Source organism: Pseudomonas sp. MWU347, from assembly GCF_017947305.1.
GTDB lineage: Bacteria > Pseudomonadota > Gammaproteobacteria > Pseudomonadales > Pseudomonadaceae > Aquipseudomonas > Aquipseudomonas putida_A.
Genome location: NZ_JAFGZB010000004.1, coordinates 263,430 through 289,203, shown reverse-complemented (window position 1 = coordinate 289,203; position 25,774 = coordinate 263,430). Strand labels below are relative to the sequence as shown.

Here is a 25,774-nt window from a genome sequence, read left to right as displayed (position 1 = left end):
TCCACCCCTCTATATACTAGTGGGCTGTGTGGCTGTCTTGACTCGCCGATCCAGCTGTCCTGCGCCACCCCCGATCCGGGTCGCTTTGAGCGGAATCCTGAAATGAGCCAACAGTTTCAACACGATGTTCTGGTGATTGGCAGCGGCGCTGCCGGTTTGAGTCTCGCGCTGACCTTGCCGGGTCATTTGCGCATTGCCGTATTGAGCAAAGGTGATCTGGCCAACGGCTCGACTTATTGGGCCCAGGGCGGCGTCGCTGCCGTGCTGGACGATACCGATACTGTCGAATCCCACGTCGACGACACCCTGAACGCCGGCGGCGGTCTGTGCCATGAAGACGCGGTGCGTTTTACCGTCGAGCACAGCCGCGAAGCCATCCAGTGGCTGATCGACCAGGGCGTGCCGTTCACCCGCGACGAACAGTCCGGCACCGAAGACGGCGGTTTCGAATTCCACCTGACTCGCGAAGGCGGCCACAGCCATCGACGCATCATCCATGCCGCCGACGCAACCGGCGCAGCGATTTTCACCACCCTCCTCGCCCAAGCCAGAGAACGCAGCAACATCGAACTGCTGGAGCAGCGAGTTGCCGTTGATCTGATCACCGAACGCCGTCTGGGCATGAGTGGCGAGCGCTGCCTCGGCGCCTATGTGCTGAATCGCGCGACCGGCGAAGTCGACACCTACGGCGCACGCTTCGTGATCCTCGCGTCCGGCGGCGCCGCCAAGGTCTACCTCTATACCAGTAACCCCGACGGCGCTTGCGGTGACGGCATCGCCATGGCCTGGCGCTCGGGCTGCCGAGTGGCGAACCTGGAATTCAACCAGTTCCACCCTACGTGCCTGTATCACCCGCAGGCCAAGAGTTTCCTGATCACTGAAGCCTTGCGTGGCGAGGGCGCGCACCTGAAGCTGCCCAACGGCGAACGGTTCATGCCGCGCTTCGACAAACGTGCCGAACTGGCGCCACGCGACATCGTCGCCCGCGCCATCGACCATGAAATGAAGCGGCTGGGCGTCGACTGCGTCTATCTCGACATCAGCCACAAGCCTGAAGCCTTCATCAAAAACCACTTCCCGACCGTCTACGAACGTTGCCTGGGTTTCGGCATCGACATCACCAAGCAGCCGATTCCGGTCGTACCGGCAGCGCACTACACCTGTGGTGGCGTGATGGTTGACCAGCACGGTCGTACCGACGTGCCGGGGCTGTACGCCATCGGCGAAACCAGCTTCACCGGCCTGCACGGGGCCAACCGCATGGCCAGCAACTCGCTGCTCGAATGCTTCGTTTATGCCCGCTCGGCGGCTGCGGATATTCTTGCGCAACTGGATGACGTCACCGCGCCAACCGCCCTGCCCGAGTGGGACGCCAGCCAGGTCACCGATTCCGACGAGGACGTGATCATCGCCCACAACTGGGACGAGCTGCGCCGCTTCATGTGGGACTACGTGGGGATCGTGCGCACCAATAAGCGCCTGCAACGAGCGCAGCACCGCGTGCGTCTGTTGCTGGACGAGATCGACGAGTTCTACAGCAACTATAAAGTCAGCCGCGACCTGATCGAGCTGCGTAATCTGGCGCAAGTCGCCGAACTGATGATCTGCTCTGCCATGGAGCGCAAGGAAAGTCGCGGTCTGCATTACACCCTCGACTACCCGAACCTGCTGCCCGAGGCGCTCGACACTATTCTGGTGCCGCCCACCTACGCCGGCTGAACTTGAGCCGCACTCGCAGGCGTCGGTGCACATCCGCTGCCTGCGAGTCTCGCGGTACACAGATCGAGCGCACCCGCCGCTCCCCGCGCAAACGAAAGCGCAGCACCACGATCAACGGCAACGCCAGGCTGTCAGGGCGCAGCTGGACTGCTTGCCAGCCGCCCGCCTGATTCCACAATTGCCAGCCATCGGCATCGCGGCGCAATCGGCAAAAAGCCTGCGGATGCGTCAGCAGAATCTGCCGTGGCAACACCCACACGGCGTGCAGCAGACAGGCGAAGGCCCCGAGCAGACAGGCCCAGAGTGGAATCGACAGGAGAAACAACACACCCAGCGCGAACGCCTGGGTCAACAGATACGCCGCCAGCAACTGCCGAGAGGCATGCCAGCGGCATTCGAACGTATTACTTGGGCTGAACACGGTCCAGGATCATCCGGACCATGCGCTGCAGCTCAGGGTCTTCGGACTCACTGCGCTCCATGAACCAGCCGAACATGTCCTGATCCTCACAGGTCAGCAGACGGACATACAAGTCGCGATCGACCTGGTTGAGGTGCGGATAGACCTCTTTCACGAACGGCACCAGCAGTACGTCAAGTTCCAGCATGCCGCGGCGGCTGTGCCAGAAGAGGCGATTGAGTTCAACTTGTTCGACCATGGAGCCCTCCTCAAATAGGCGCGCAGTATACAGCCCCGGCGCGGGTCGCACAGTCGGCTTTGGTCGGGCACCACCGATCCTTTATCAACTACCCATTTCAACAACGCGCCCTTATGATGTGCCCCAGACTTTTTTACCCTGCGATGACCCATGGCCGATTCTGCTTTTTTCTGCACCCTGTCTCATGAAGGCGTACTCGCGGTTCGCGGCGTGGATGCCGGCAAATTCCTGCAAGGCCAATTGACCTGCAACATCAATTACCTCAGCGACAGCCAGGCCAGCCTGGGCGCGCGCTGCACGCAAAAAGGCCGGATGCAGTCGAGCTTCCGCATTCTGCTCGAAGGTGACGGCGTGCTGCTGGCAATGGCCAGTGAACTGCTGGAGCCGCAACTGGCGGATCTGAAAAAGTACGCGGTGTTCTCCAAGTCCAAACTGACCGACGAAAGCGCCGCCTGGGTGCGTTTTGGCCTGGAGCACGGCGACGCCGCGTTGGCCAGCCTGGGTCTGAGCCTGCCAAGCGAAACCGACAGCGTAGTGCGCAGCGCAGGCCTGATCGCGATTCGCGTCTCGCCGGATCGCGCCGAACTCTGGGTACCGGCCGATCAAGCCGACGCCATCAAAGCCAAGTTGGCCACCGCCCTGCCTGAAGGCGAATTGAACCAATGGCTGCTGGGGCAGATTCGCGCCGGTATCGGTCAGGTCATGCCGACCACCCGCGAGTTGTTCATCCCACAGATGCTCAACCTGCAGGCCGTCGGTGGCGTGAGTTTCAAGAAAGGTTGCTACACCGGCCAGGAAATCGTCGCGCGCATGCAGTACCTGGGCAAGCTCAAGCGTCGCCTCTATCGCGTAGAACTTGACGCGACTGAACTGCCAGAGCCGGGCACCCCGCTGTTCGCCCCAAGCCACAGCAGCACCATCGGCGAAGTGGTGATTGCCGCCCGCGCCGCAGAAAAGATTGAACTGCTGGCGGTGTTGCAGGCCGAAGCTGCCGAAGCGGGTGATCTGCACCTGGGCGCCCTTGAGGGGCCAGCCCTGCATTTGCTCGACCTGCCCTACGAACTGGATCGCGACCGCGAAATCCAGCGCTGATCGCAGCTTTTGTTGCAACACCCTAGAGAATCTACATGAGCGAGCTGGCGGATAAGGTCCAACAGGATTTGGTTGAGGCCATCGATAACGATGACCTGGTTCTGCCAACGTTACCGGAAGTGGCCCTGCAAATTCGCAAGGCCGCCGAAGACCCGGAGATCAGTGTCAGCGACCTGAGCAAAGTGATTGGCCGCGACACGGCGCTGTCGGCACGCCTGATCAAAGTGGTCAACAGTCCGTTGCTGCGCGCGACCCAGGAAGTCACCGACCTGCACACCGCGATCACCCGACTGGGGGTGAACTACAGCAGCAACCTGGCGATCGGCCTGGTGATGGAACAGATCTTCCACGCCCGCTCCGAGGTGGTCGAACAGAAGATGCGCGAAGTCTGGCGCAAGAGCCTGGAGATCGCCGGCGTCAGCTACGCCCTGTGCCGTCGGCACACCCAACTCAAACCTGATCAGGCGGCGTTGGGCGGGCTGGTGCATCAGATCGGCGTATTGCCGATCCTGACCTACGCCGAAGATCACTACGAACTGCTGTCAGACCCGGTCAGCCTCAACCATGTGATCGACCACATTCACCCGCTGCTGGGCGACAAGCTGTTGCGGGTCTGGGAATTTCCCGAGCAACTGGTGGCGTTGCCGGGGCTGTATCTGGATTTCAAACGCGACTCGGCGCACCTCGATTACGTCGATCTGGTGCAGGTGGCGAGTCTGTATTGTCACAAGGACAGCGATCATCCGATTGCGCGGATTGACCCACTCAGCGTGCCGGCGTTCAGGAAGCTTGGGATCGATCCGGAGAACAAGGAGTTGTGCGCGGATCTGGAAGAATCGCGGACGATGTTTTACTGATCCGGAACCGCGGCGCGGCCTTCGCGAGCAAGCCCGCTCCCACAGGGGATTTGTGTACGGCGTGGACCCCCTGTGGGAGCGGGCTTGCTCGCGAAGAGGCCCGCACCAACACCACATTTATCCAGCAATAAAACTCACCCGAACCTTCAAACCGGCCTGTTCTCCATCGTGCAAGGTGATCTGCGCCAGATGCGCCCGGCAGATCTCTCCGACAATCGCCAGACCCAACCCTGACCCCGCGACCTGCTGATTGCGCCGATAGAAGCGTTCAAACACCCGATCACGCTCCTCCAGCGGAATCCCCGGCCCGTCATCTTCAACTTCAAGCACCGCCGGCGCCGCGACCCGCAGAATCACGTTGCCGCCCGGTGGCGTATGCGCCAGCGCGTTGTCCACCAGATTGCTCAGCAGCTCATTGAGCAACGTCGGCTCACCGCGCAGCCACACCGGCTCATCCGCCTCCAGAGCCAGCGCGACTCCGCGCGCATGAGCCAACGGCGCCATGGCCATGCCCAGTTCGCGGGCCAACTGACTCAGATCGAGCAGTTGCGCGCCGCCCTCGGCAATCGCCCGGGCACCGTTTTCCACCCGCGCCAGCGACAGCAGTTGATTGGCCAGATGGGTCAGGCGATCAGTGCTTTGCGCAGAGGATTCCAGCGTGCTGCGCCAGGTTTCCGCTTCAGACGAACGCAGCCCCAGTTCCAGCCGCGCCTTCAACGCCGCCAGTGGCGTGCGCAGTTCGTGGGCGGCATCGGCGATGAACTGCGCCTGCCGCTCAAACTGCCCGCGCAAGCGTTCGGTGAAGTGATTGAGCGCGCGCACCAGCGGCCACAATTCATGTTGCACTTCCACCAGCGGCAGCGGCCGCAAATCATCCGGCTGACGCTCCTCCACCGCCGTGCGCAAACGCTCCAGCGGGCGCAGCGCGGCACTCACCGCGAACCACACCAGCAAGAGGGCGCCGATCGCGAGCATGCCCAGACGCAGCAGCGTATCGGCCGCCAGACTGCGGGCCATGCTGACCCGCGCCTCATCGGTTTCCGCGACACGGATTTCCGCCATGCCATTCATGTTCGGCTCGGTGACCGCTTTGAGCAGGCTGACCACGCGCACGTTCTGCCCGCGATAGGTCGCGTTATAGAAGCGCGCGAGCGCTGGATAATCGTCAGTTCTTGGCGTACCGGGTGGTGGTCCGGGCAGGTTTTCGTAGCCGGAAATCAGCTTCTGGTGAATGTCGTTGACCTGGTAGTAAATCCGCCCGGCGCTGTCGTAAGCGAAGGTGTCCAGCGCCACGTAGGGCACGTCGGCGCTGAGCGTGCCGTCGCGCTGCGACAGGCCGGCGGCAATGGTTCGCGCCGAGGCCAACAGGGTTCGGTCGTAAGCCGTGTCGGCAGCTTCGCGCCCGTTCCAGTATGCGCTCAGACCACTGGCGAGCATCAACACCACCAGCAACAACGCGAGGTTCCACAGCAACCGCCAGCGCAGGCTGCTGGGCTTATGCATCGCGGCTTTCCAGCAAGTAACCAAGGCCACGGAAGGTCACGATCGCCACCGGTTGGCCGTCGAGTTTCTTGCGCAGACGATGCACGTAGATTTCGATGGCATCGGGGCTGGCTTCTTCGTCGAGACCGAACACCTGTGCGGCGAGTTGCTCCTTGCTCATCACCCGTCCCGGGCGGGCGATCAACGCTTCGAGCACGGCTTGTTCGCGGGAGGTCAGAGTCAGCAGTTCTTCGCCGAGACTAAAGCGTCGGGTGTCGAGATCGTAGGCCAGCACGCCGCAGCGCTGCTGACGCTCGCCACCGAGCACACTGCGCCGCAACAGGGCTTTGACCCGGGCTTCGAGCTCGGTCAGTTCGAACGGTTTGGCCAGGTAATCGTCAGCGCCGAGATTCAAGCCGTGTACGCGGTCCTTCACATCGCTGCGCGCTGTCAGCATCAACACCGGCAGGTTCTTGCCACGTGCGCGCAGGCGCGCCAGCACCTCGAAACCGTCCATGCGCGGCAGGCCGACATCGAGGATCGCCATCGCGTATTCCTCGCTGCCCAGCGCCAGGTCGGCGGCCACGCCATCGTGCAACACGTCCACGGTCAGACCGGTGCTCTTGAGCGCCTGGGCGACGCTTTCGGCCAGTTGCAAATGGTCTTCGACGAGCAGAACACGCATGGATCTCTACCTCATTCAGGGATGGCCGACGCCATTCTTTGCCGCGGAGTTTACAGCCGCAACCGCCGCTGTGAAGCCCGAAACCCGCGAAATCCAGCTGAAAGGTTAGTGAAAGGTTAGCCCGTTAGAGTCCGGTCACGGACAGTTTCGACTGCCGTCGCTGCTGCCACACAGCGATACGAAAAACGCCTCGAAGCGTTTTCGACCAATAAGAACAATAAACGGAGTACACCCGCATGCCGTCCTTGCAGACCAAGGCTTCTACGCCTGTTCGTCCTTCTCGTTTGCGCCACGCCACCCTAGCCAGCACCGCTGCCCTCGCCGGTTTCTCACCGTTGAGCTACGCCGACTTCATCAAAGACAGTTCCGCCACCTTCGAAACCCGCAACATGTACTTCAACCGCGACTTTCGCGACGGCACCAGTGCCCAGCAAAGCAAGCGTGATGAATGGGCGCAGGGTTTCATGCTCAACCTGCAATCGGGTTACACCGACGGCACCGTGGGCTTCGGTGTCGATGCGCTGGGCATGCTCGGGGTCAAACTTGATTCGAGCCCGGATCGTACCGGCACCGGCCTGTTGCCGACCCACGATGACGGGCGCGCGGCGAACGAATACTCGAAAGTCGGCCTGACCGGCAAAGTGAAAATCTCCGCCACCGAACTGAAAATCGGCAGCCTGATTCCCGAACTGCCGATCCTCAAACCGAATGACGGGCGCATCCTGCCGCAGACGTTCGAAGGTGGTTTGCTGACCTCCAAGGAGATCAAGAACCTGACCTTCACCGGTGGGCGTCTGGAGAAAGCCAAGGATCGCGACAGCACCGATTTCGAGGACATCGCCCTCAACAACAAGAACAGCCGCTTCGCGGGCACCGTGGCCGGCAAGCATTTCGATTTTGCCGGCGTGGACTACAAGTTCACCGACAAGATCACCGGCAGTTACCACTTCGCCCAGCTCGACGAAGTTTATAACCAGCACTTCTTCGGTCTGGTCGCCTCGCGGCCGATGGGCCCGGGCACCTTCGCCACCGACCTGCGCTTTGCGGTCAGTGACGATCAGGGCGCGGCCCGGGGTGGCGAGATCGACAACCGCTCGCTCAACGGTCTGGTCAGCTACGCCCTGAGCGGCCACAAGTTCACCGCCGGTTATCAGCACATGTCCGGCGACAGCGCCTTCCCGTATGTCGATGGCAGCGACCCGTACCTGGTCAACTTCGTGCAGATCAACGACTTCGCCGGCGCCGAAGAGCGCTCATGGCAGGCGCGTTACGATTTCGACTTTGCGCGTCTCGGCATCCCTGGCCTGTCGTTCATGAGCCGTTACCTGAGCGGTGACAACATCAAGCTCAAGAATGGCGAAGAAGGCAAAGAGTGGGAGCGCAACACCGAGATCAAATATGTAGTACAAAGCGGCGCCCTGAAGGACGTTGCCGTACGCCTGCGTAATGCCACCTACCGTTCCAACTACTCCGCTCGCGATGCCGATGAAGTGCGTCTGCTGGTGAGCTATAGCGTTGCCCTTTGGTAATTCAGTACGTCCATAACAACAACTCCCAAGGAGACATAGATGAACTTATCACTGCGTAAAGTTGCTCTGGCCGCTAGCGTCATGCTGTTCGCCGGCCAATTGATGGCCGAACCGAAACGTCCGGAATGCATCGCCCCGGCCTCCCCCGGCGGTGGTTTCGACCTGACTTGCAAACTGGCGCAAAGCGCGCTGGTCAACGAAAAACTGCTGACCAAACCGATGCGCGTGACCTACATGCCCGGCGGTGTCGGCGCGGTGGCGTACAACGCGGTCGTCGCCCAGCGCCCGGCCGATGCCGGCACGCTGGTGGCGTGGTCCAGCGGTTCGTTGCTGAACCTGGCGCAAGGCAAGTTCGGTCGTTTCGACGAGACCAACGTGCGCTGGCTGGCCGCCGTCGGCACCAGTTACGGCGCCATCGCGGTGAAGAGCGATTCGCCCTACAAGACCCTCGACGATCTGGTCAAAGCCCTGAAGAAAGATCCGAGCTCCGTGGTCATAGGTTCCGGCGGCACCGTCGGCAGCCAGGACTGGATGCAGACCGCACTGATCGCCAAGGCTGCCGGGATCAACCCGCGTGACCTGCGTTACGTCGCCCTCGAAGGCGGCGGCGAAATCGCTACTGCACTGCTCGGCGGTCACATCCAGGTCGGCAGTACCGACATCTCCGACTCCATGCCGCACATCCAGAGCGGTGACATGCGTCTGCTCGCAGTGTTCGCCGATAAACGCATCGACGAACCGGAAATGAAGGACATCCCGACCGCGCGCGAGCAGGGCTACGACATCGTCTGGCCGGTGGTGCGCGGTTTCTACCTCGGGCCAAAAGTCAGCGACGAAGACTACGCCTGGTGGAAAGACGCCTTCGACAAACTGCTGGCCTCGGACGACTTCGCCAAGCTGCGCGATCAACGTGAACTGTTCCCGTTCGCCATGACCGGCCCGGAGCTGGACACCTACGTGAAGAAGCAGGTCGCGGACTACAAAGTGCTGGCCAAAGAGTTCGGCCTGATTCAGTGATCGTCTCTGTCTAGCGGCTGCGGCCTCGCGCATCGAGGCCTCGGCACAGGAGTTTCCCATGCTCTTACAACGCATTTTCGCCTCGGTGCTGTTGCTGGCCTGCGTTGGCCTGGCGCTGATGGCGTGGCCGTATCAAGCGGCTTTTTCTTATGAACCGGTCGGCCCGCGCGCCTTTCCTCTGCTGATGCTCGGCCTGATGGGCGTGGCGCTGCTGTACATGGTGTTCCGCCCGGCACCGATCAAACACAGCGAAGACGAGCCACCGCTGGATCGCCAAACCCTGACCAAGATCGGCATCTGCGTCGTCCTGCTGCTGGTGTTCGCCGGCCTGTTCGAACCACTGGGCTTCATTCTCAGCAGCATCCTGATCGGCATCCCGATGGCGCGCCTGTATGGCGGTCGCTGGCTACCGAGCATTGTGGTGACAACGTTGATGGCCATCGGTCTGTACCTGCTGTTCGACCGTCTGATGGACGTTCCACTGCCGCTGGGCCTGCTCGACGTTCTGGAGAACTGATATGGATACTCTCGGTTATTTGGGTCAGGGCTTCGGCGTCGCGCTGAGCCCGTACAACCTGGTCACGGCCTTGACCGGCACGCTGATCGGCACCGTGGTCGGGCTGTTGCCGGGCCTGGGTCCGATCAATGGCGTGGCCCTGCTGATCCCGATCGCCTTCGCCCTCGGCCTGCCACCGGAGTCGGCGCTGATTCTGCTGGCGGCGGTGTATCTGGGCTGCGAATACGGCGGGCGGATCAGCTCGATCCTGCTGAACATTCCGGGCGAAGCCTCCACCGTGATGACCACCCTCGACGGTTATCCGATGGCGCGCCAGGGTCTGGCCGGTGTCGCCCTGTCGCTGTCGGCATGGAGTTCGTTCATCGGTGCGTTCATCGCCACCTGCGGCATGGTGCTGTTCGCCCCACTGCTGGCGAAATGGGCGATTGCCTTCGGCCCGGCGGAATACTTCGTGTTGATGGTGTTCGCGATTGTCTGTCTCGGCGGCATGGCCGGCGATCGTCCGTTGAAGACGTTTATTGCGGCGTTGATCGGGCTGTTCCTGTCGACCGTTGGCATCGACGCCAACAGCGGCGTATACCGCTTCACCGGCGACAACATTCACCTGACCGACGGCATCCAGTTTGTGGTGTTGGTGCTGGGTCTGTTCTCGGTCAGTGAAATCCTCCTGCTGCTGGAAAAAACCCATCGTGGGCAGGAAGCGGTGAAGGCCACCGGACGCATGATGTTCAACTTCAAGGAAGCGGCGTCGGTGTTCGTGGTGAACATCCGTTGCGGCCTGCTGGGTTTCATCATGGGCGTGTTGCCGGGTGCCGGCGCGACGTTGGCCAGTGCCGTGGCCTACATGACCGAAAAACGCATCGCCGGTGCCGGCGGCAAATTCGGTCAGGGTGACGCCCGTGGCCTCGCCGCTCCTGAGACCGCGATCGGCGCTTCGGCCTGTGGCGCGCTGGTGCCGATGCTGACCCTCGGCGTACCCGGTTCGGGCACCACCGCCGTGATGATCGGCGCGCTGTCGCTGTACAACATCACCCCGGGGCCGCTGCTGTTCCAACAGCAACCGGACATCGTCTGGGGCCTGATCGCGTCGTTGTTCATCGCCAACATCATGCTGGTGATCCTCAACATCCCGATGATCCGCATCTTCACCCGCATCCTCGCCGTGCCGAACTGGGCACTGGTGCCGGTGATCGCGATCATCACCGGAATCGGTGTGTATGCGGTGCATGCGACCACCTTCGACCTGTTCCTGATGGTCGGCATCGGCATCTTCGGTTACATCCTGCGCAAACTGGATTTCCCGTTGTCGCCGGTGCTTCTGGGGTTCATTCTCGGCGGGCTGATGGAGCAGAACCTGCGTCGTGCGCTGTCGATTTCCAACGGTGCGCTGGAAATCCTCTGGTCGAGTCCGATCACTTTCGGTGTGTGGATCCTGACCGCGATCATGTTGCTGATGCCGCTGCTGCGCATCTGGCGCAAACGTTCGGCGGCGCAACGCGCCATCGCCGATGTCTGATCGCTCCTCCCTCAGAAGCTGGTGGGCCACCCCGCTGGTCGGTCTGCTTGGCGGTTTTATCGCCAGCCAGATCGGCTGGCCACTGCCGTGGATGGTCGGCTCGTTGCTGGCGATCATCCTCGTGCGCTGCCTGACCCCGTGGCAACTCACGGAAATCCCCGGAGGGCGTAAATGCGGCCAATGGATTGTCGGCATCGGCATCGGCCTGCATTTCACCCCGTTGGTGATGGAGCAGGTGCTGAGTCATTTCGGATTGATCTTCTTCGGTGCCCTGGTCACCAGCCTGTCGGCGGTGGTCGGCGTGTGGTTGATGCGCCGTACCGGCGAGGATCGTGCCACGGCATTTTTCTCGAGCATGCCCGGTGGCTCAGGTGAGATGGTTAACCTCGGCGCACGCAATGGCGCGCTGCTCAGTCATGTCGCGGCGGGGCAGAGTCTGCGGGTGCTGGTGGTGGTGCTGTGCGTGCCGGCCGCGTTCAAGTATCTGCTGGGCGACGGCACACCGATTTCCCACGCCGGCAACGTCGATTGGCGCTGGCTGGCGGTTCTGTTTCCCACGGGCGCCCTGCTCGCCTGGCTCTGGCAGCGTTTGCGTCAGCCCAATCCGTGGCTGTTCGGGCCGCTGCTGGTCAGTGCCACGGTGAGCATTGCCTGGGATTTGCACATCGGCCTGCCGGACGGTGGAAGCCAGATCGGCCAGTGGCTGATCGGCAGCGGCCTGGGCTGTCACTTCAACCGACAGTTCTTCCGCCGCGCGCCGTCATTCATGGGCCGTACGCTGATCGGCACGGCGCTGACCATGTTGATCGCGACATTGGCGGCTTTGGGCTTGAGTGCGCTGACCCATCTGGATCTGCGTTCGCTGACGTTGGGCATGATGCCCGGCGGCATCGCCGAGATGAGCCTGACGGCGGAGACCCTGCAACTGTCGGTGCCGCTGGTGACGGCGATGCAGGTGATGCGGCTGCTGTTTGTGCTGTTTCTGGCGGAGCCGTTGTTCAAGTATTGGAACCGTAATCCCGAGTAACACCGATAGACCGAGTTGCCTTCTTCGCGAGCAAGCCCGCTCCCACATTGGTTATGTGCATGCCGCAAAACCAATGTGGGAGCGGGCTTGCTCGCGAAGGGGCCGGTCCGGTCAGCCGATCAAATCGGCGGCAGCCGCCACTCGATCGGCGCTTCGCCATTTTGCTCGAGAAACTTGTTGGTCCGGCTGAAATGCCCGCAGCCGAGGAAGCCACGATAAGCCGACAACGGCGACGGATGCACCGACGTCAGCACCAGGTGCTTGGTCGCATCGATCAGCTTCTGCTTGCTCTGCGCATGCGCGCCCCACAGCATGAACACCAGATGCGGCTGGCGTTCGCTGACCACTTCAATGATCCGGTCGGTGAAGAACTGCCAGCCCTTGTCCTTGTGCGCGTTGGCATTGGCGCGCTCGACGGTCATGGTGGTGTTGAGCATCAACACGCCCTGATCGGCCCAGCTCTGCAGGTAGCCGTGGTTGGGAATGTCGATGTTCAAGTCGCGTTTCAACTCTTTGTAGATGTTGACCAGCGACGGCGGCGCCGGCACGCCCGGTTGCACCGAGAAGCACAAGCCATGGGCCTGGCCCGGGCCGTGGTACGGGTCCTGGCCGAGGATCACCACTTTGACTTTATCCAGCGGTGTCGAATTCAGCGCATTGAAAATCAGCGGTCCCGGCGGATAGATTTCCTTGCCGGCCGCCCGTTCCTGCTGCAGAAAAGTGCGCAACTCTGCCATGTAAGGCTGGTCGAACTCAGCACGCAGTGCCTCCTTCCAGCTTGGTTCGAGTTTGATACGGTCGTCAGCAGTCATGGTCATACCCGGCAAAAACAATGGGGCGAACCCTAGGAAAGCCGACCACGCTTGTCAATTGATCTGACACAGATCCGGCACTTTCCCACACAGCGATCATACTGAACGCTCAATTTCCCGATCGAGGTCACGATGAATCTGCACTTCGAAGAACTCACCGGCACCGACGGCGCCCGCCTCGGGATCGCCAGCCTGGATGCTGAAAAGTCGCTCAACGCGCTGTCCTTGCCGATGATCAACGCCCTGAGCGACAAACTGAACGCCTGGGCCAAGGATCCGCAGATCGTCTGCGTATTGCTGCGCGGCAATGGTGCCAAAGCATTCTGCGCCGGCGGTGAAGTGCGCAGTCTAGTGGAGGCCTGCCGGGCCCACCCCGGTGAAGTCCCGCCACTGGCCGCACAGTTTTTCGCCGCCGAATATCGCCTGGACTACAGCCTGCACACCTACCCCAAACCGCTGGTCTGCTGGGGCCACGGTTACGTGCTCGGCGGCGGCATGGGCCTGTTGCAAGGCGCGAGCACGCGGATCGTCACGCCGAGCAGTCGCCTGGCGATGCCCGAGATCACCATCGGTCTGTATCCGGACGTCGGCGCCAGTTGGTTTCTCTCACGGTTGCCGGGCAAGCTCGGCTTGTTTCTTGGACTGACCGGCGCGCACATGAACGGTCGTGATGCCATCGATCTGGATCTGGCCGACCGCTTTCTGCTTGAAGAGCAGCAACCGCAACTGATCGAAGGCCTGCTGCAACTCAACTGGCAGGAACAGACCGACATGCAGCTCAACAGCCTGCTCAAGGCCCTGCAACAGGAAGCCGTCGGGCAGATGCCCGAGGCGCAATGGTTGCCGCGCCGCCAGCAGATCGATGAACTGCTCGACGTCAGCGACGTCACCTGTGCCTGGAAAGCCATCAGCCTGCAACGCGACAGCAGCGACCCGCTGATCGCCCGCGCCGCGAAAACCCTGAGCGAAGGCTCACCGCTGACCGCGCATCTGGTCTGGGAACAGATCATCCGCGCCCGCTACCTGTCGCTGGCTGAAGTGTTTCAGATGGAATACACCCTGAGCCTCAATTGCTGTCGGCACCCGGAATTCAGCGAAGGGGTGCGGGCACGGCTGATCGACAAGGATCAGAAACCGCACTGGCATTGGCCGGACATCAATAACGTCCCGGACGCGGTGGTCGAGGCGCATTTTCACAAGGTCTGGGAAGGTCGGCATCCGTTGGCGGATCTGACGCAATACTGAACGCCCGGTAAATCGCAGGCACAAAAAAAGCGGCGCTCAATGCGCCGCTTTTTTGTTTGCGGATGCTTACCAGCGACCGCCTCGCCCGCCGTGATCACCGCGGTTACCGTGATGATCACGGCCACCCCGGTCACGATCCCAACCCCCACCACGGTGCCCGTCCCAGCGCCCGCGATCGTTGTCGTGCCAGCGACGACTCTCGTAGTAGCGCGGCGCTGGTTGGTAGTAGCGTGGCGCCGAGTAGTAACGCGGAGCCGGTTGATAGTAACGCGGGGCCGCCTGGTAGTAACGCGGGGCCGAGTAATAGGTGCTGCCGCCGCTGTAATAGGTGCCGCCAGTGTTGTAGTACGCCGGAGCGGGTGAGGTGTAGACCTCCGAGCTGTAATAACTGTCTGCGTAGGAGTAGGGAGCGCAACCGGCAACGGAAAACATCATCGCAGCAAGTAGAAGAATTCGTCGATACATGGCGGCCTCCTGGACCGCGGGTAGCCACACCAGCGACGCTGGCAGGCATCAGTCGGTTATTCGGTGACTGACGAAACATCTGACAGCGTTTTCCGAATCTGGTGCGCTTCCGTAACAAGTTGAAACATGTGATTGATGAAATCCTGTTCATTTGGAAACCACTGTCATTCAGCCGCTGATCAGTGGTGCCCACCGTGATAGCCGCCGCCGTGATAACCGCGTCCGTAACCGCCGCGATAGCCGTAGCCGCCGTAGTAATAATGAGCACCGCCGTAGTAACGCGGTCCGTAATATCCGCCGTAGTAATAAGGCGAGTAGTAGCCGGGATAATAAGACGTGGCGGGATAAGCATCGTAGGGACCGGCATAGTAATAACACCCGGACAGGCCTGAACCGAGCACCGCTCCCAGCAGCACTCGACGTAACAGTTTTGAAATACCCATGACGGCCTCCTGAAAGACCCACGGCCGCAGCAGGACAGCGCAGCCGACACAGTTTTGACTGTCAGGTCCGGGGCAAGTGCCGGGCGCGCAAAGGCTTCAGATCAGCGGTGTCAGTCACACTGAAAATCCTCTGTGGGAGCGGGCTTGCTCGCGAAAGCGGTGGGTCAGTGATGAATCACTGACTGACAGGACGCCTTCGCGAGCAAGCCCGCTCCCACTGTTGACCTGCGTAATGCCCAGGAATACATCGGTGCCACCACCGTACATGCTGATGACACCTTGCATACCCTGCTGTCTCGGGCCGATCATGCGATGTAGCAGGCCAGACAAACTGGCCGTAACCGCAATTGCGTGGAAATGCCTTACTCGTCCTATGCCTGATTCCGACATCAAACCCGACCTCTGCCCGGCCTGCGGCGCGCGCAACGACTGCAGCCTGGCTGACCCGCGCACCGCCGACCAGGCTTGCTGGTGCTATGCCGTGAGCATCGATCCGGCAGTGCTTGAAGCCTTGCCCGCAGCGCTGCGCAATCAATCCTGCCTATGCCCGCGCTGCGCTCAGGTCGAAGCGCAACTGCAAGCAGCGGTGCGGCCGATCCCGTAAGATACGCGCCCCTTTATCCGCCGATTCCTGACCATGCGCGTCGACCGTTTCCTCAGCAACCTGCCCCGCTACAACCGTCAGCAGGTTCGCCTGTTGCTGGTGGAAAAGCGTGTGCGGATCGACGGAAAAGTCGTCAGCGACCCGCACAGCGAGGTGCTGGAATTCAGCCGCGTCGAAGTCGACGAAGAAATCCTGCAACTCGGCAAACAGGCACGCTACTTCATGCTGCACAAACCGCCGGGGTGCGTCAGCGCCACCCGCGATCCGCAGCACCCGACCGTGCTTGATCTGATCGATGAACCGGACAAGGACGACCTGCACATCGCCGGTCGCCTCGACTTCAACACCACCGGGCTGATGCTGATCACCAACGATGGCAGCTGGTCGCGACGCCTGACCCAACCGCAGACCAAACTGCCGAAGGTCTATTACGTCGAGACCGAACAGGAGATCGGGCCGCAATACGCGCTGACGTTTGCCGATGGCATCTACTTCGCCTTCGAAAACCTGACCACGCAACCGGCGCAACTCGAAGTGCTCGGCCCAAGAGCGGCGCGTCTGAGCATCGTCGAGGGTCGCTACCATCAGGTGAAGCGCATGTTTGGTCACTTCAACAACAAAGTCTTGCGCCTGCACCGCGAATCCATGGGCCCGCTGTCGCTGGATAACGCGCTAAAACCGGGCGAGTACCGCGCTTTGCGCACCGAAGAGATTCATTTGTTCTAAGCCGGCGACCGCTCAGCAGAAGTTGTCGAACAATTTACCAACGGCACTTGCGCGATCCCTCTCTCACTGCTTGAATCAGGACGTCGGCCAAATTGTGACCGATTAGTCACACCATACATCCAAGAAACTTTTTGCCGGTCGTCAGCCCCTTGGGTTGCGCCTCAGCCGGCAGACTGCCCGCCAATAACAACACCCGTCGACCGCAGTCATGGATCGACATGGGCCAAGCAAATTCCAGGCGTATGCCTACCTGTCACAAAGCTCGTGCAATCTCTATTTGCGCGCATACCCGCTTGCTTGCCAGGAGTCTTATGACATGAGGCCAGAAATCGCTGTGCTGGATATACAGGGTCAGTATCGGGTTTACACGGAGTTCTATCGCGCAGACGCCGCAGAAAAGACCATCATCCTGGTCAACGGCTCGATGGCCACGACTGCGTCGTTTGCACAGACTGTGAAAAACCTGCACCCGCAATTCAACGTGGTTTGCTACGACCAGCCCTACGCGGGCAGGTCGAAAATCCACAACCGTCACGAGAAACATCTGACCAAGGAAGTCGAAGGGCAGATCCTGCTGGAGCTGATCGACCACTTCGGCGCCGAACACGTGCTGTCGTTTTCCTGGGGCGGCGCAGCCACCCTGGTTGCCCTGTCACACCAGCCGCGGCGTATCGAGAAAGCCGTGATCAGCTCGTTCTCGCCGGTGATCAACGCACACATGCTTGATTACCTTGAGCGCGGTGTCGATTACCTCGGCCAGCGCGATGGCGACCGCGTCGGGCACCTGGTCAACAGCACTATCGGCAAACACCTGCCGTCACTGTTCAAGCGCTTTAACTATCGCCACGTCAGCAGCCTGGCCGAACACGAATACGGGCAGATGCACTTCCACATCAGTGACGTGCTGCACAGCGATCGCCAGTGCTATTTGAATGCGGCGAAAAAGATCAACGTGCCGGTGCTGTTCCTCAACGGCGAATGGGATGAATACACCGCCGCCGAAGACGCCCGGATATTCGGCAACCATGTGGCGCACAGCACCTTCACCACGCTGCAGGCCACCGGCCACTTCCTCGACATGGAACACAAGGCTGCGTGCCGCGATAGCCAGAACGCCCTGCTGGGTTTCCTGAAACCCTCACCGCAGTCGAGCCGAACGCGCTACGCGTTCGTCCAGGATCACCATGCATTGGCCATTTGAAAAAGCGTCGTCGCGAGCGAGTCTGTGGGGCTGAAAAACCAGCATTGATTGCCCGCAGATTTGCCCGCGAATGACCGTTTTCAATGCTGTAACGCGCTGCGAGCAAAAGAAAAACTTCAAATCTGCGCCCGACTCTGGTACAAAGTCAGCCGCTCTGAGCGGGTATAGTTTAGTGGCAAAACGAAAGCTTCCCAAGCTTTAGTTGAGGGTTCGATTCCCTCTACCCGCTCCACTCAATCAGGTCCCACGTCGTGTTATGACGGGGGATGCAGGAACAGAAAAAACCGGCCTACAGGGCCGGTTTTTTTGTGTCCGGGATTTGATGTCGGCTACTTGGTCGGCACCGAACCATTATGCAACACACCGTTTATTGCAGATGCACCAGCCCTCTTTACGCTTTGATCGTTACTAACGACGAAGCGCTGCCTGCTCAAAGGGATGATCCCCATGCATGGGCTTCCCAATCGGTATTAGCAGAGCCGCTCTTGGGCTTTGACTGATTGGAAGGCGCGGCAGTTCGGTAAGTCCGAAGCACCGCCGGTAAATCACCTTTCACTCAAGAGGGTTTCCATCAGTGCAGGAAAACAAAAAATCTGGAATGACGGGGGAAGAGCAGGCTATCTGGAATGATGCGATCAGGTTTGCTCGATCAAACAAGAAGGCGATTGGCAAGCGGCTCACGGCGCAAACCAAGTATCCACCCGAAGAAGAACCTGTTTCGGTTTTCATGGCGGGGTCGCCGGGCGCTGGCAAAACGGAGGCGTCATTAGCTCTGCTGAACCTTTTCTCCGATACGCCCATCTTGCGAATTGATCCAGACGAACTCAGATATGAATTTGAAGCCTATCAAGGTGGCAATGCCTGGCTTTTCCAAGGCGCCGTTTCGATTCTGGTTGGAAAGCTGATTGATCTGGCTCTGGATCGAAAGCAATCCTTCCTGTTGGATGGAACACTTTCGAATATCGAAATCGCAAGGAAAAATGTGCAGCGGTGCCTCCACAAAGGGAGATTTGTGCAAATTCTCTACGTCTACCAAGACCCTAGCCTGGCCTGGTCCTTTGTCAGAGCCCGCGAGGAAGTTGAAGGACGCAGGATTCGACCGGAGCATTTCGTCGACCAATACTTTGCAGCGCGTGACGTGGTAAACACGCTTAAGCTAGAGTTTGGCAAAGACCTGCATGTCGATCTGCTTGTGAAGCATATTGATAATTCTGGACGCCTCTACAAGGCTGGTGTCGACAAGATTGACTACCATATCCCCGAGAAGCATACGAGACACGAACTGATGGCCATGCTTGGGATCAATTACGGAGCAACCGCATGAAACTCGGATCCACAAAGGAGTCCACGAGTCCATTCGCAGATTTCATTCGCAATGCGAAATCGGAAGAAAAAAAGCGCGTTTACAGCGAAGTGCTGAGCGAAGCCACCAAAAAACAGAATGATCTGATGTTGGCGGCGCGTGAAAAGCAGACCTGATCACATCACTGATATTCAAAAAGCCCGGCCCTTTGCCGGGCTTTTTTATTCTCACTGTTCCGACATTACAGATCCACAACACACCGACGATTCTCACCTTCCCCACGACCCGCTAGCATTTCCCCCATCACCCACCACCCTCCCCCTGCGCGGCCATCGACGAATACGCGTTTTGACTTTCGAGGGACTCCATGGCGCGGCCTCTGTGCCGCTGATGACCGAACTCAAAAGAGTATTTCCCCCATGACGCAAAATATTTACGACGACCCGGAGTTTTTCCAGGGTTACAGCCAGATGAACCGCTCCATCGGTGGCCTCGATGCCGCGCCGGAGTGGCCGGCACTCAAGGCCTTGCTGCCGTCGATGCACGACTTGAACGTGGTCGACCTCGGCTGCGGCTATGGCTGGTTCAGCCGCTGGGCAAGTGAGCACGGCGCCGCCAATGTGCTGGGGCTGGATGTCTCGGAAAAGATGCTGGAGCGCGCGCGCGAAACCACTGCGGCGGCGAACATTCGCTATGAACGTGCCGACCTTGAACATCTCGACTTGCCGGCCTGCAGTTTCGATCTGGCCTACAGTTCGCTGGCGCTGCACTACATCAAGGATCTGACCGGACTGTTCGCTCATCTGTACGCGGCGTTGAAACCGGGTTCGCATTTTGTGTTCTCCATCGAACACCCGATCTTCATGGCCCCGCGCAATCCAGGCTGGCTGGTCGACAGCGATGGCCACAAGCGCTGGCCGCTGGACAGCTATCAGATGGAGGGCGAGCGGGTGACCCACTGGCTGGCCGACGGGGTGATCAAGCAGCACCGCACGATGGGCACGCTGTTGAATTCGTTGATCGCGGCGGGTTTTGCCATTCGCCATGTCAATGAATGGGGGCCGAGCGATGCGGAGGTGGCGGCGCAACCAGCGCTGGCTGAAGAGCGGGAGCGGCCGATGATGTTGTTGGTGGCGGTGCAGCGCTAATCTGAGCTGAGCAAACAATATGTGGTGAGGGGATTTATCCCCGATGGTTGCGTAGCAACCGCTTAAAGGGCCTGCTGCGCAGTCCATCGGGGATAAATCCCCTCACTACAGGTGGCTGAAGGCTGGCTTCACCGAGTCGCGACGATGAACAGCCGCGGAAACGGCAACAGCACCGAACCATCCGGCAACGCCGGATAAGCCTCGGCAACCACCGCCATATACTGCGTGAGATATTGCGCCCGTTCCTCTTCAGTCAGCGGGTTCAAAAACGGAATCAAGCCACTGCCCTTGAACCACTCCACCACCCCCGCCGCTCCACCTGACAACTGATGGTGATAGGTGGTGCGCCACACATCGACCCGCGAGCAGTGCGGACGCAACATCGAGAAGTATTCGCTGGCACTCGCCATGTCGGTGCGCTGCCCGGCGGCGCCAGCCAGTTTGGCGGCCCATGGGCCATTGGCGGCGACTTCACGCATCAGTCGGTGGGAAGGCTCGTTGAGGTTATCCGGCATCTGGATCGCCAGACTGCCACCGTCCGAAAGTTTAGCCGCCAACGCCGGCAGCAATGTCGCGTGATCCGGCACCCATTGCAGCACTGCATTGGCGAAGATCACATCGAACGGCCCTTGATCCGCCCAACTATCGATTTCTGCGACCTCGAACTGCAACTGCGGCAGGCGCTTGCGCGCGGCGTTGACCATGTCCGGCGAACTGTCGAGACCCCTGACCTGGGCCTGCTCAAAACGCTGCACCAGCAGCTCGGTGGAGTTACCCGGACCGCAACCGATATCGACCACCGATCGCGCCTGAACCGTGGGAATCGCCGCCAGCAGATCACGTGCCGGGCGGGTGCGTTCATCTTCGAAAGCGACGTATTGTCTGGCGGACCAACTCATTGCGTTCTCCTGTCGGGACATTCGTGCGGTTCGTCACAATACAGGCAGCGCTGCGCGCAGTTCCAGACAGGCTTATTGCAAGGGATGTCTTCACCCTCACAATTATTGGCAGACGTCATTAGTAAGTAGAATTTTCATCGCGCCCCGGATGTCTGAATTTCAAGCTCTCCCAATAAGGAACACCGCAATGAAATTCGCGAAAATCTCCCAGACCCTGGCCCTCTGGGCCGGTAGCCCGAAAACCTTCATGGGCGCATTGATCCTGATTTTTCTGTGGGGGTTGAGTGGGCCGATTTTTGATTTCAATGACACCTGGCAACTGATTATCAACACCTCGACCACGATCATCACTTTTCTGATGGTGTTCCTGATTCAGAACACGCAGAACCGTGATACCGACATCCTGCATCTGAAGCTCGATGAGTTGTTGCGGGTGAATAAGGAAGCGCAGAACGCTATGCTCGGGCTGGAGTCGCTGGATCTCAAACAACTCGAGGCGCTGCGCAAGCATTACCGCAGCTTGGGGGAAAGCGAGGTGTTCAACCTTGAGGGGCTGGGAGAGAAGAGCAAGCCGAAGCAGGATTTGAATGACTGCTAAGTAAAGTTGAACAAAGCAGAAGATCGCACCCTGCGGCAGTTCCTACACCGTTCTATGTAGGAGCTGCCGCAGGCTGCGATCTTTTGATTGGCAGTTGGTGTCAGCGACTGGCTTGCAGCGCCCGCGCCATTTCCAGATGGCTTTGCAGTTTTGGCAGTGTCTCGTCGGCAAAGGCCTTGATTTCCGGCACGTCGGTAGACTGCGCTTCCTGCTGGATCTGCTGGATGGCCTCTTCGGTCGCCTTCACCTGGCTCGCGGCGTAGGCCTGGTCAAAGGTTTCACCGTCTTTGACCTGAGGAATCATGGTCTTGGCCTTGTCGGCGATTTCTTCACGGGGCGCGACCGGCAGATCGAGTTTCTTCGCGATCTTCGCCAGATGCTGGTTGGCCGTGGTGCGGTCATTGATCACGACAATGGTGTAATCCTTGACCTCTTTGGATTCGGATTTCTGGTGCGCCAGACGGCTGGCTTCGATGTCGGCCATGCCTTTGGCGGACGCATCGTTGATGAAGTCGGCAGGCGACTGGGCGAATGCTGTGCCCGCGAACAATCCCAACAGTGTGGCAAAACTGAAACGACGTATCTGGGTGGCCATCCGGCTCATGGTCACGCCCTCCTATCTCTGCAAATTCAAGCGGGGGCTTGCGCCCCCGCCTCTCAATCAAAACTACCTCACCGACTACTTCGACTTCTGAGCTGGCTTGCGGCCCATTTCGGTTTTCGCAGGCTCTTTGTCGACTGTCGTGGTGGTGGTTTTCCCACCTTTGCGACCGGCTTCAGAGGCCTTGGTTCGATCGTTGGCGAAGTTTCCCGAGTTCGAGTTTCTTGAATTAGGCATGATTCTCTTCCTCTTGGTGTTGATCGTTGGCGAGCAGATGCCCGCCTAGATTGAGAATTGCCGGACTGCCAAAGGTTTAGAAAAGTTGCCCGCGCCGCGACGAACGGCGCGCACTGTTTCAGCTATCCACCGCCCGATGATTGAGGCGTTTGGCGGCGTACATCGCTTGGTCGGCATGCCGGAACAATTGTTGCTCCTCGCTGCCATGTTCGGGATAGCGGGCCACGCCGATGCTCGGTTCGATGTGCAGGTTGTGACCGTCCAGGCGCATCGGCTGCACCAGCACCTGGCGGATTTTTCCGGCCACGATGTCGGCGTCTTCAGCGGCGTGAACGCTGTGCAACAGCACCACGAATTCGTCGCCACCGATGCGCGCCACGGTATCGGTGTCGCGTACGCAGCCCTTGAGCCGACTCGCCACCGTTTGCAGCAGCATGTCGCCGACCGCATGGCCAAAGGTGTCGTTGACCTGTTTGAAGCGATCCAGATCGACGTACAGCAGCGCCATGTTTCCCGAGGTTTCGCGGGCAGCGGCCAGCGCAGCTTTGAGGCGGTCTTTGAGCAACCCGCGATTGGGCAACTGGGTCAGTTGATCGTACTGCGCCATGCGTTTGAGCCGCGCGTGCAACTGCTGGCGCTCGATGGCGGTGGCGACCTGGGCGCAGACGTATTGCAGCAGTTCCTTGTCCTGCTCGGTATAACGCTCACCGCCCGGCAGGCTTTTGACGATCAGCGCACCGATGGTGCCGTTCTTCGAATTCAGCGGCACACCGAGCCAGCACGGTGAGTCCTGCCCCGCCACCAGCGCGGCGAAGTCGGGCGAGGCGTCGGGGCTGTCCGGCGTCAGCAGAATCGGCTGACCGCTGCGGATAACCTCCGCACACAAACGCCCGGTAACGGTGCCAGGTTGCTCGGGCTGCAATTCGTGATCGTCGACGTGATAGGGAAAATTCAGCTGCGCACAGTGCTCGTCGTACAGCGCCACGGAGAAATTCAGCGCCGGCAGCCATTCGCCGATGATCAGGTGAATGCGTTTGAACAGCGCCAGCAAGTCTTCGGCGACATGCGCCGCCTCGGAAATCGCATACAGCGCAGCCTGACGCGATTCCGCCTGCTTGCGCTCGGTGATGTCGCGGGCCACGGCGATGCGTAGCTGATCGACCTCCGACCAGCGCGCCGACCAGAGGATGTTGACGATGCGGCCATCCTTGCGCACGTAACGGTTTTCAAAGTTGTGCTTGGGTTCGCCGCTCATGATGTCGTGGGCGGCGGCCAAGGTGCGCTGGCGGTCTGCGGGATGCACCAGTTCGATCATCGAACGGCCGATCAACTCGTCAGGCGTATAACCAAAAATACGCTCGCAGGCAGCACTGACAAAAACGAAACGGCCCTGCCTGTCCACCGCGCAGACGGCATCGAGCAACAGGTCCATATAACTCGCCAACGGCGCGGAATTTCGGCTTTCCATGGTTCAGCGTGGGTGTCCGGACAATGCAGCACTGTTCAACCATCCCTGACCCTTTGTTCACGCATCCCTGCACACAACTTCAAGCCTTGTTCGGCAGCAATCCCGGTAGTGCGTGCATCAGTGCGTTGATCGCAAAACCGATGAACATCACGCCACACAAACGCGTGATCATCAGCTCGTGGCGCTGATACAGCGTGCGCACCCGTCGGGCGCCGACAACGCCGATCAAGATAGCGTAAGCCAGCAATCCGCCGAGAAAGCTCAGGGCGATCAGCGCCGGCAACATCGACCAGTTGAGCAGTTCGGCGCGGCTCGACAGCAGCGCGGTAAACGTCGCCACCGCCACCGGGTACGCCTTGGGATTGGTCAGGCCGAACAGGATGCCGTGCCAGAACGGCTGACGCGCCGCGCCCTGCGGCTGATCAGCGCTGCGCCGCTGGGCTCGCACTGCGCGCCAGCCAAGCCAGAACAGGTACAAGCCGCTGAGCACACCCAGCACATCGAATGCGGTGCTGCCGATCTCGCGGGCACCGACGATGGCGATCAGCGCGGTGCTGCACCAGACCACATCGCCAAGCAAATGCCCACAGAGAAACCCGGCCCCGGCCCGTCGCCCATGCGCCGCGCCAATGCCGAACACTGCCAGAACGCCCGGCCCGGGCGTGATGCCGTAAATGAAACCCGAGGCCAGAACGGCCATTAGCAGCGATGGAGTCATGAAAAACCTGCTGGCGCCAGTACAAATGATGGCCAGTCTATATCAGCCCAATGTGTCTGATCACGACGCGTCGTAAAAACGCATGCCCGTGTACGGTTTCAACCGACAGGCTGCCAGTCGCGAAGCCAGATCACCGACGTGAACCTCAAGCTTGTGGCCATCAGGGTCAAGAAAGTAGAACGACGCACCTTCGCTGCGGTTGTCGCGCCATTCCTTCACATTCGCCGCTTTTAGCGTCTGCACAAACAACGGAAAATCTGCCTCGGCGAGGCTGAACGCGTAATGGGTGTAGTCGACGGACGGCTCGGTGGTGCGCTGCGCATCCAGCGACAGACACAACCACAGCCCCGGCAGCGACAGATAGGCACCGGCGTCCCACGAGGCTTCGACGCGCAGACCCAATACATCGCGATAGAACGCCAGGCTACGGGGCAAATCACTGACGGCGAGGGTCAGGTGGTTGAGGCCGGTGAGCATGGTTCAGTAACCTCTGAGATCTTCAGGGACGTTGTACTGCTGGCCATCGTACGTCAGGGTGATCTGTTTCTTCTTCAGGTCGGTGTTTGTCGAAACGCACTGATTGCCGGACTTGGTGTTTTTCATTTTACTGCCGGTGGTGGTGACGATCAGATCGGCGAAACCATTGTGGCTCGTTGGAGCGATCTCGAGGGTCCGGCGGATTTTTTTGCTGTAGCCCTCGCAGTCATTCACGAACTCACCGTTGTCCTTGAAGACCACCAGGCCTTCAAGCACCGGACGCAACTCGTCGCCCTCGCGAACATACAGCGCCAGATCGGTTTTCTCGTAGGGAATGGCATGGGAACTGTGGACGAACTTCGCGCGCAGACCAAAAGCGCGGATATCCGGCGTCAATCGGTAGCGCGCCGTATCGATGCGTACATCATCCAGGCGCACGGCATCAGAGTTGTAAGCGCCCGGTTTACGGTAGGTGGCGATCGGTTTGGCGTTGCTCGCATTGAGCAGCGCCAGATCCAGATCGAACGCCCCGGCATCGTCGCCGCCAGAATCGGCCAGATAGGTGGATTTGACCGAAATCGCCTGACTCGGGAACGCCGGCCAGACGTTGCAGCGTGACATGGATTTGCCGTCGAAACTCTTGGTGGTGCAGGCGGCGTGGACTTGGGTGGTGATGGCCAGCAAACCGAGGGCGATCAGGAGTCTGGTGGGGTTAAGCATGGTTCTTCC

General features: G+C 60.1%; 30 protein-coding genes and 1 tRNA gene. 17 read left to right on the top strand and 14 right to left on the bottom strand.

Annotated features, from left to right (window positions below):
• Positions 1-102: 102 nt before the first annotated feature.
• Entirely contained in the window at positions 103-1,719 is a 1,617-nt protein-coding gene (gene nadB / locus KCG87_RS10670) for an L-aspartate oxidase (RefSeq protein WP_098967664.1), read from the top strand.
• Here the strand turns inward: nadB and KCG87_RS10665 are convergent.
• Both KCG87_RS10665 and KCG87_RS10660 read right to left on the bottom strand, forming a co-directional pair.
• Positions 1,688-2,140: a protein YgfX gene (locus KCG87_RS10665; RefSeq protein WP_097086670.1), complete on the bottom strand. Its 453-nt coding sequence runs from the start codon at positions 2,138-2,140 to the stop codon at positions 1,688-1,690. The genes nadB and KCG87_RS10665 overlap by 32 nt on opposite strands.
• On the bottom strand, positions 2,124-2,378 hold the full coding sequence (locus KCG87_RS10660; protein ID WP_003222550.1) for a succinate dehydrogenase assembly factor 2: 255 nt from the start codon (positions 2,376-2,378) through the stop codon (positions 2,124-2,126). Before KCG87_RS10660 ends, KCG87_RS10665 begins: the two co-directional genes overlap by 17 nt.
• A 150-nt stretch (positions 2,379-2,528) precedes the next feature.
• Here KCG87_RS10660 and KCG87_RS10655 point away from each other — a divergent pair, with 150 nt between their 5' ends.
• Both KCG87_RS10655 and KCG87_RS10650 read left to right on the top strand, forming a co-directional pair.
• A complete protein-coding gene (locus tag KCG87_RS10655) occupies positions 2,529-3,470 on the top strand; it encodes a folate-binding protein YgfZ (protein WP_098967662.1) in 942 nt (313 codons plus the stop codon).
• Positions 3,471-3,505: 35 nt separating this feature from the next.
• Entirely contained in the window at positions 3,506-4,327 is an 822-nt protein-coding gene (locus tag KCG87_RS10650; RefSeq protein ID WP_027614457.1) for an HDOD domain-containing protein, read from the top strand.
• 117 nt (positions 4,328-4,444) lie between these two features.
• Here the strand turns inward: KCG87_RS10650 and KCG87_RS10645 are convergent, their stop codons facing one another.
• The gene (locus tag KCG87_RS10645; protein ID WP_096796597.1) at positions 4,445-5,830 is read right to left on the bottom strand and encodes a sensor histidine kinase; all 1,386 of its coding nucleotides are present in this window, start codon (positions 5,828-5,830) and stop codon (positions 4,445-4,447) included.
• Entirely contained in the window at positions 5,823-6,494 is a 672-nt protein-coding gene (locus KCG87_RS10640) for a response regulator (RefSeq protein ID WP_003222545.1), read from the bottom strand. Before KCG87_RS10640 ends, KCG87_RS10645 begins: the two co-directional genes overlap by 8 nt.
• 236 nt (positions 6,495-6,730) lie before the next feature.
• On the opposite strand from KCG87_RS10640, the gene KCG87_RS10635 reads away from it, so the two are divergent.
• From KCG87_RS10635 to KCG87_RS10615, 5 genes are read left to right on the top strand one after another with little or no spacing between them, the layout of a single operon-like run.
• Entirely contained in the window at positions 6,731-8,023 is a 1,293-nt protein-coding gene (locus tag KCG87_RS10635; protein WP_135295135.1) for an OprD family porin, read from the top strand.
• 39 nt (positions 8,024-8,062) lie between these two features.
• Complete coding sequence (locus tag KCG87_RS10630; protein WP_169841079.1) at positions 8,063-9,040, top strand: tripartite tricarboxylate transporter substrate binding protein; 978 nt, start codon at positions 8,063-8,065, stop codon at positions 9,038-9,040.
• A gap of 58 nt (positions 9,041-9,098) precedes the next feature.
• A complete protein-coding gene (locus KCG87_RS10625) occupies positions 9,099-9,557 on the top strand; it encodes a tripartite tricarboxylate transporter TctB family protein (protein ID WP_201135575.1) in 459 nt (152 codons plus the stop codon).
• A 1-nt stretch (position 9,558) separates the two neighbouring features.
• Positions 9,559-11,073, top strand: coding sequence for a tripartite tricarboxylate transporter permease (locus KCG87_RS10620; protein WP_027614452.1), 1,515 nt, complete (start codon positions 9,559-9,561; stop codon positions 11,071-11,073).
• Positions 11,066-12,100, top strand: a complete 1,035-nt coding sequence (locus tag KCG87_RS10615) for an AbrB family transcriptional regulator (protein WP_210557901.1) — start codon at positions 11,066-11,068, stop codon at positions 12,098-12,100. Before KCG87_RS10620 ends, KCG87_RS10615 begins: the two co-directional genes overlap by 8 nt.
• 119 nt (positions 12,101-12,219) lie before the next feature.
• Here the strand turns inward: KCG87_RS10615 and ung are convergent, their stop codons facing one another.
• Entirely contained in the window at positions 12,220-12,912 is a 693-nt protein-coding gene (gene ung / locus KCG87_RS10610) for a uracil-DNA glycosylase (RefSeq protein WP_139055269.1), read from the bottom strand.
• Between the two features lie 132 nt (positions 12,913-13,044).
• Here ung and KCG87_RS10605 point away from each other — a divergent pair, with 132 nt between their 5' ends.
• Complete coding sequence (locus tag KCG87_RS10605) at positions 13,045-14,157, top strand: enoyl-CoA hydratase/isomerase family protein (protein ID WP_210557904.1); 1,113 nt, start codon at positions 13,045-13,047, stop codon at positions 14,155-14,157.
• Positions 14,158-14,223: 66 nt separating this feature from the next.
• On the opposite strand, the gene KCG87_RS10600 is transcribed toward KCG87_RS10605, so the two are convergent.
• Together KCG87_RS10600 and KCG87_RS10595 are read right to left on the bottom strand one after the other, a co-directional pair.
• On the bottom strand, positions 14,224-14,622 hold the full coding sequence (locus tag KCG87_RS10600) for a hypothetical protein (protein ID WP_007963255.1): 399 nt from the start codon (positions 14,620-14,622) through the stop codon (positions 14,224-14,226).
• 179 nt (positions 14,623-14,801) lie between these two features.
• Complete coding sequence (locus KCG87_RS10595) at positions 14,802-15,065, bottom strand: hypothetical protein (protein ID WP_134785618.1); 264 nt, start codon at positions 15,063-15,065, stop codon at positions 14,802-14,804.
• A 373-nt stretch (positions 15,066-15,438) separates the two neighbouring features.
• Here KCG87_RS10595 and KCG87_RS10590 point away from each other — a divergent pair, with 373 nt between their 5' ends.
• The 7 genes from KCG87_RS10590 (at position 15,439) to KCG87_RS10560 (ending at position 20,047) form a co-directional block, all read left to right on the top strand.
• Positions 15,439-15,669 (top strand): cysteine-rich CWC family protein, encoded by a 231-nt coding sequence (locus tag KCG87_RS10590; protein ID WP_134785617.1) that lies wholly within the window; start codon positions 15,439-15,441, stop codon positions 15,667-15,669.
• A 33-nt stretch (positions 15,670-15,702) separates the two neighbouring features.
• Positions 15,703-16,395: a pseudouridine synthase gene (locus tag KCG87_RS10585; RefSeq protein ID WP_210557906.1), complete on the top strand. Its 693-nt coding sequence runs from the start codon at positions 15,703-15,705 to the stop codon at positions 16,393-16,395.
• Between the two features lie 316 nt (positions 16,396-16,711).
• Positions 16,712-17,596, top strand: a complete 885-nt coding sequence (locus KCG87_RS10580; protein ID WP_095138524.1) for an alpha/beta hydrolase — start codon at positions 16,712-16,714, stop codon at positions 17,594-17,596.
• A gap of 158 nt (positions 17,597-17,754) precedes the next feature.
• A tRNA-Gly gene (locus KCG87_RS10575) sits at positions 17,755-17,828 on the top strand.
• Positions 17,829-18,194: 366 nt separating this feature from the next.
• Positions 18,195-18,920 carry a zeta toxin family protein gene (locus tag KCG87_RS10570; RefSeq protein WP_098967650.1) on the top strand — a complete coding sequence of 242 codons (726 nt, stop codon included), beginning with the start codon at positions 18,195-18,197 and terminating at the stop codon, positions 18,918-18,920.
• Positions 18,917-19,075, top strand: coding sequence for a hypothetical protein (locus KCG87_RS10565; protein WP_167734096.1), 159 nt, complete (start codon positions 18,917-18,919; stop codon positions 19,073-19,075). The genes KCG87_RS10570 and KCG87_RS10565 overlap by 4 nt, the downstream gene beginning before the upstream one ends.
• Before the next feature lie 243 nt (positions 19,076-19,318).
• Positions 19,319-20,047 (top strand): class I SAM-dependent methyltransferase, encoded by a 729-nt coding sequence (locus tag KCG87_RS10560; protein WP_210557910.1) that lies wholly within the window; start codon positions 19,319-19,321, stop codon positions 20,045-20,047.
• A gap of 128 nt (positions 20,048-20,175) precedes the next feature.
• On the opposite strand, the gene tam is transcribed toward KCG87_RS10560, so the two are convergent.
• Positions 20,176-20,946 (bottom strand): trans-aconitate 2-methyltransferase, encoded by a 771-nt coding sequence (gene tam / locus KCG87_RS10555; RefSeq protein WP_098967646.1) that lies wholly within the window; start codon positions 20,944-20,946, stop codon positions 20,176-20,178.
• Between the two features lie 187 nt (positions 20,947-21,133).
• Here tam and KCG87_RS10550 point away from each other — a divergent pair, with 187 nt between their 5' ends.
• Entirely contained in the window at positions 21,134-21,544 is a 411-nt protein-coding gene (locus KCG87_RS10550) for a low affinity iron permease family protein (RefSeq protein ID WP_047598058.1), read from the top strand.
• Between the two features lie 100 nt (positions 21,545-21,644).
• Here the strand turns inward: KCG87_RS10550 and KCG87_RS10545 are convergent, their stop codons facing one another.
• The 6 genes from KCG87_RS10545 to KCG87_RS10520 all read right to left on the bottom strand — a co-directional run bounded on the left by KCG87_RS10545 (position 21,645) and on the right by KCG87_RS10520 (position 25,765).
• Positions 21,645-22,148, bottom strand: coding sequence for a DUF4142 domain-containing protein (locus KCG87_RS10545; RefSeq protein ID WP_027614439.1), 504 nt, complete (start codon positions 22,146-22,148; stop codon positions 21,645-21,647).
• A 75-nt stretch (positions 22,149-22,223) separates the two neighbouring features.
• Positions 22,224-22,382: a KGG domain-containing protein gene (locus tag KCG87_RS10540; protein WP_003222499.1), complete on the bottom strand. Its 159-nt coding sequence runs from the start codon at positions 22,380-22,382 to the stop codon at positions 22,224-22,226.
• 118 nt (positions 22,383-22,500) lie between these two features.
• Entirely contained in the window at positions 22,501-23,850 is a 1,350-nt protein-coding gene (locus KCG87_RS10535) for a sensor domain-containing diguanylate cyclase (protein WP_210557913.1), read from the bottom strand.
• A 79-nt stretch (positions 23,851-23,929) separates the two neighbouring features.
• Positions 23,930-24,568, bottom strand: coding sequence for a LysE family translocator (locus tag KCG87_RS10530; protein WP_027614436.1), 639 nt, complete (start codon positions 24,566-24,568; stop codon positions 23,930-23,932).
• 60 nt (positions 24,569-24,628) lie between these two features.
• Positions 24,629-25,045: a fosfomycin resistance glutathione transferase gene (gene fos / locus KCG87_RS10525; protein ID WP_027614435.1), complete on the bottom strand. Its 417-nt coding sequence runs from the start codon at positions 25,043-25,045 to the stop codon at positions 24,629-24,631.
• A 3-nt stretch (positions 25,046-25,048) separates the two neighbouring features.
• Entirely contained in the window at positions 25,049-25,765 is a 717-nt protein-coding gene (locus tag KCG87_RS10520; protein WP_134785613.1) for a hypothetical protein, read from the bottom strand.
• Between the last annotated feature and the right edge of the window lie 9 nt (positions 25,766-25,774).

What these genes read in the sequence shown, in the direction of transcription:
- nadB (WP_098967664.1), top strand. Translation starts at nt 103, where the DNA reads ATGAGCCAACAGTTTCAACACGATGTTCTGGTGATTGGCAGCGGCGCT.
- KCG87_RS10660 (WP_003222550.1), bottom strand. Translation starts at nt 2,378, where the DNA reads ATGGTCGAACAAGTTGAACTCAATCGCCTCTTCTGGCACAGCCGCCGC.
- KCG87_RS10655 (WP_098967662.1), top strand. Translation starts at nt 2,529, where the DNA reads ATGGCCGATTCTGCTTTTTTCTGCACCCTGTCTCATGAAGGCGTACTC.
- KCG87_RS10650 (WP_027614457.1), top strand. Translation starts at nt 3,506, where the DNA reads ATGAGCGAGCTGGCGGATAAGGTCCAACAGGATTTGGTTGAGGCCATC.
- KCG87_RS10645 (WP_096796597.1), bottom strand. Translation starts at nt 5,830, where the DNA reads ATGCATAAGCCCAGCAGCCTGCGCTGGCGGTTGCTGTGGAACCTCGCG.
- KCG87_RS10640 (WP_003222545.1), bottom strand. Translation starts at nt 6,494, where the DNA reads ATGCGTGTTCTGCTCGTCGAAGACCATTTGCAACTGGCCGAAAGCGTC.
- KCG87_RS10635 (WP_135295135.1), top strand. Translation starts at nt 6,731, where the DNA reads ATGCCGTCCTTGCAGACCAAGGCTTCTACGCCTGTTCGTCCTTCTCGT.
- KCG87_RS10630 (WP_169841079.1), top strand. Translation starts at nt 8,063, where the DNA reads ATGAACTTATCACTGCGTAAAGTTGCTCTGGCCGCTAGCGTCATGCTG.
- KCG87_RS10625 (WP_201135575.1), top strand. Translation starts at nt 9,099, where the DNA reads ATGCTCTTACAACGCATTTTCGCCTCGGTGCTGTTGCTGGCCTGCGTT.
- KCG87_RS10620 (WP_027614452.1), top strand. Translation starts at nt 9,559, where the DNA reads ATGGATACTCTCGGTTATTTGGGTCAGGGCTTCGGCGTCGCGCTGAGC.
- KCG87_RS10615 (WP_210557901.1), top strand. Translation starts at nt 11,066, where the DNA reads ATGTCTGATCGCTCCTCCCTCAGAAGCTGGTGGGCCACCCCGCTGGTC.
- ung (WP_139055269.1), bottom strand. Translation starts at nt 12,912, where the DNA reads ATGACTGCTGACGACCGTATCAAACTCGAACCAAGCTGGAAGGAGGCA.
- KCG87_RS10605 (WP_210557904.1), top strand. Translation starts at nt 13,045, where the DNA reads ATGAATCTGCACTTCGAAGAACTCACCGGCACCGACGGCGCCCGCCTC.
- KCG87_RS10600 (WP_007963255.1), bottom strand. Translation starts at nt 14,622, where the DNA reads ATGTATCGACGAATTCTTCTACTTGCTGCGATGATGTTTTCCGTTGCC.
- KCG87_RS10595 (WP_134785618.1), bottom strand. Translation starts at nt 15,065, where the DNA reads ATGGGTATTTCAAAACTGTTACGTCGAGTGCTGCTGGGAGCGGTGCTC.
- KCG87_RS10590 (WP_134785617.1), top strand. Translation starts at nt 15,439, where the DNA reads ATGCCTGATTCCGACATCAAACCCGACCTCTGCCCGGCCTGCGGCGCG.
- KCG87_RS10585 (WP_210557906.1), top strand. Translation starts at nt 15,703, where the DNA reads ATGCGCGTCGACCGTTTCCTCAGCAACCTGCCCCGCTACAACCGTCAG.
- KCG87_RS10580 (WP_095138524.1), top strand. Translation starts at nt 16,712, where the DNA reads ATGAGGCCAGAAATCGCTGTGCTGGATATACAGGGTCAGTATCGGGTT.
- KCG87_RS10570 (WP_098967650.1), top strand. Translation starts at nt 18,195, where the DNA reads ATGACGGGGGAAGAGCAGGCTATCTGGAATGATGCGATCAGGTTTGCT.
- KCG87_RS10565 (WP_167734096.1), top strand. Translation starts at nt 18,917, where the DNA reads ATGAAACTCGGATCCACAAAGGAGTCCACGAGTCCATTCGCAGATTTC.
- KCG87_RS10560 (WP_210557910.1), top strand. Translation starts at nt 19,319, where the DNA reads ATGACGCAAAATATTTACGACGACCCGGAGTTTTTCCAGGGTTACAGC.
- tam (WP_098967646.1), bottom strand. Translation starts at nt 20,946, where the DNA reads ATGAGTTGGTCCGCCAGACAATACGTCGCTTTCGAAGATGAACGCACC.
- KCG87_RS10550 (WP_047598058.1), top strand. Translation starts at nt 21,134, where the DNA reads ATGAAATTCGCGAAAATCTCCCAGACCCTGGCCCTCTGGGCCGGTAGC.
- KCG87_RS10545 (WP_027614439.1), bottom strand. Translation starts at nt 22,148, where the DNA reads ATGAGCCGGATGGCCACCCAGATACGTCGTTTCAGTTTTGCCACACTG.
- KCG87_RS10540 (WP_003222499.1), bottom strand. Translation starts at nt 22,382, where the DNA reads ATGCCTAATTCAAGAAACTCGAACTCGGGAAACTTCGCCAACGATCGA.
- KCG87_RS10535 (WP_210557913.1), bottom strand. Translation starts at nt 23,850, where the DNA reads ATGGAAAGCCGAAATTCCGCGCCGTTGGCGAGTTATATGGACCTGTTG.
- KCG87_RS10530 (WP_027614436.1), bottom strand. Translation starts at nt 24,568, where the DNA reads ATGACTCCATCGCTGCTAATGGCCGTTCTGGCCTCGGGTTTCATTTAC.
- fos (WP_027614435.1), bottom strand. Translation starts at nt 25,045, where the DNA reads ATGCTCACCGGCCTCAACCACCTGACCCTCGCCGTCAGTGATTTGCCC.
- KCG87_RS10520 (WP_134785613.1), bottom strand. Translation starts at nt 25,765, where the DNA reads ATGCTTAACCCCACCAGACTCCTGATCGCCCTCGGTTTGCTGGCCATC.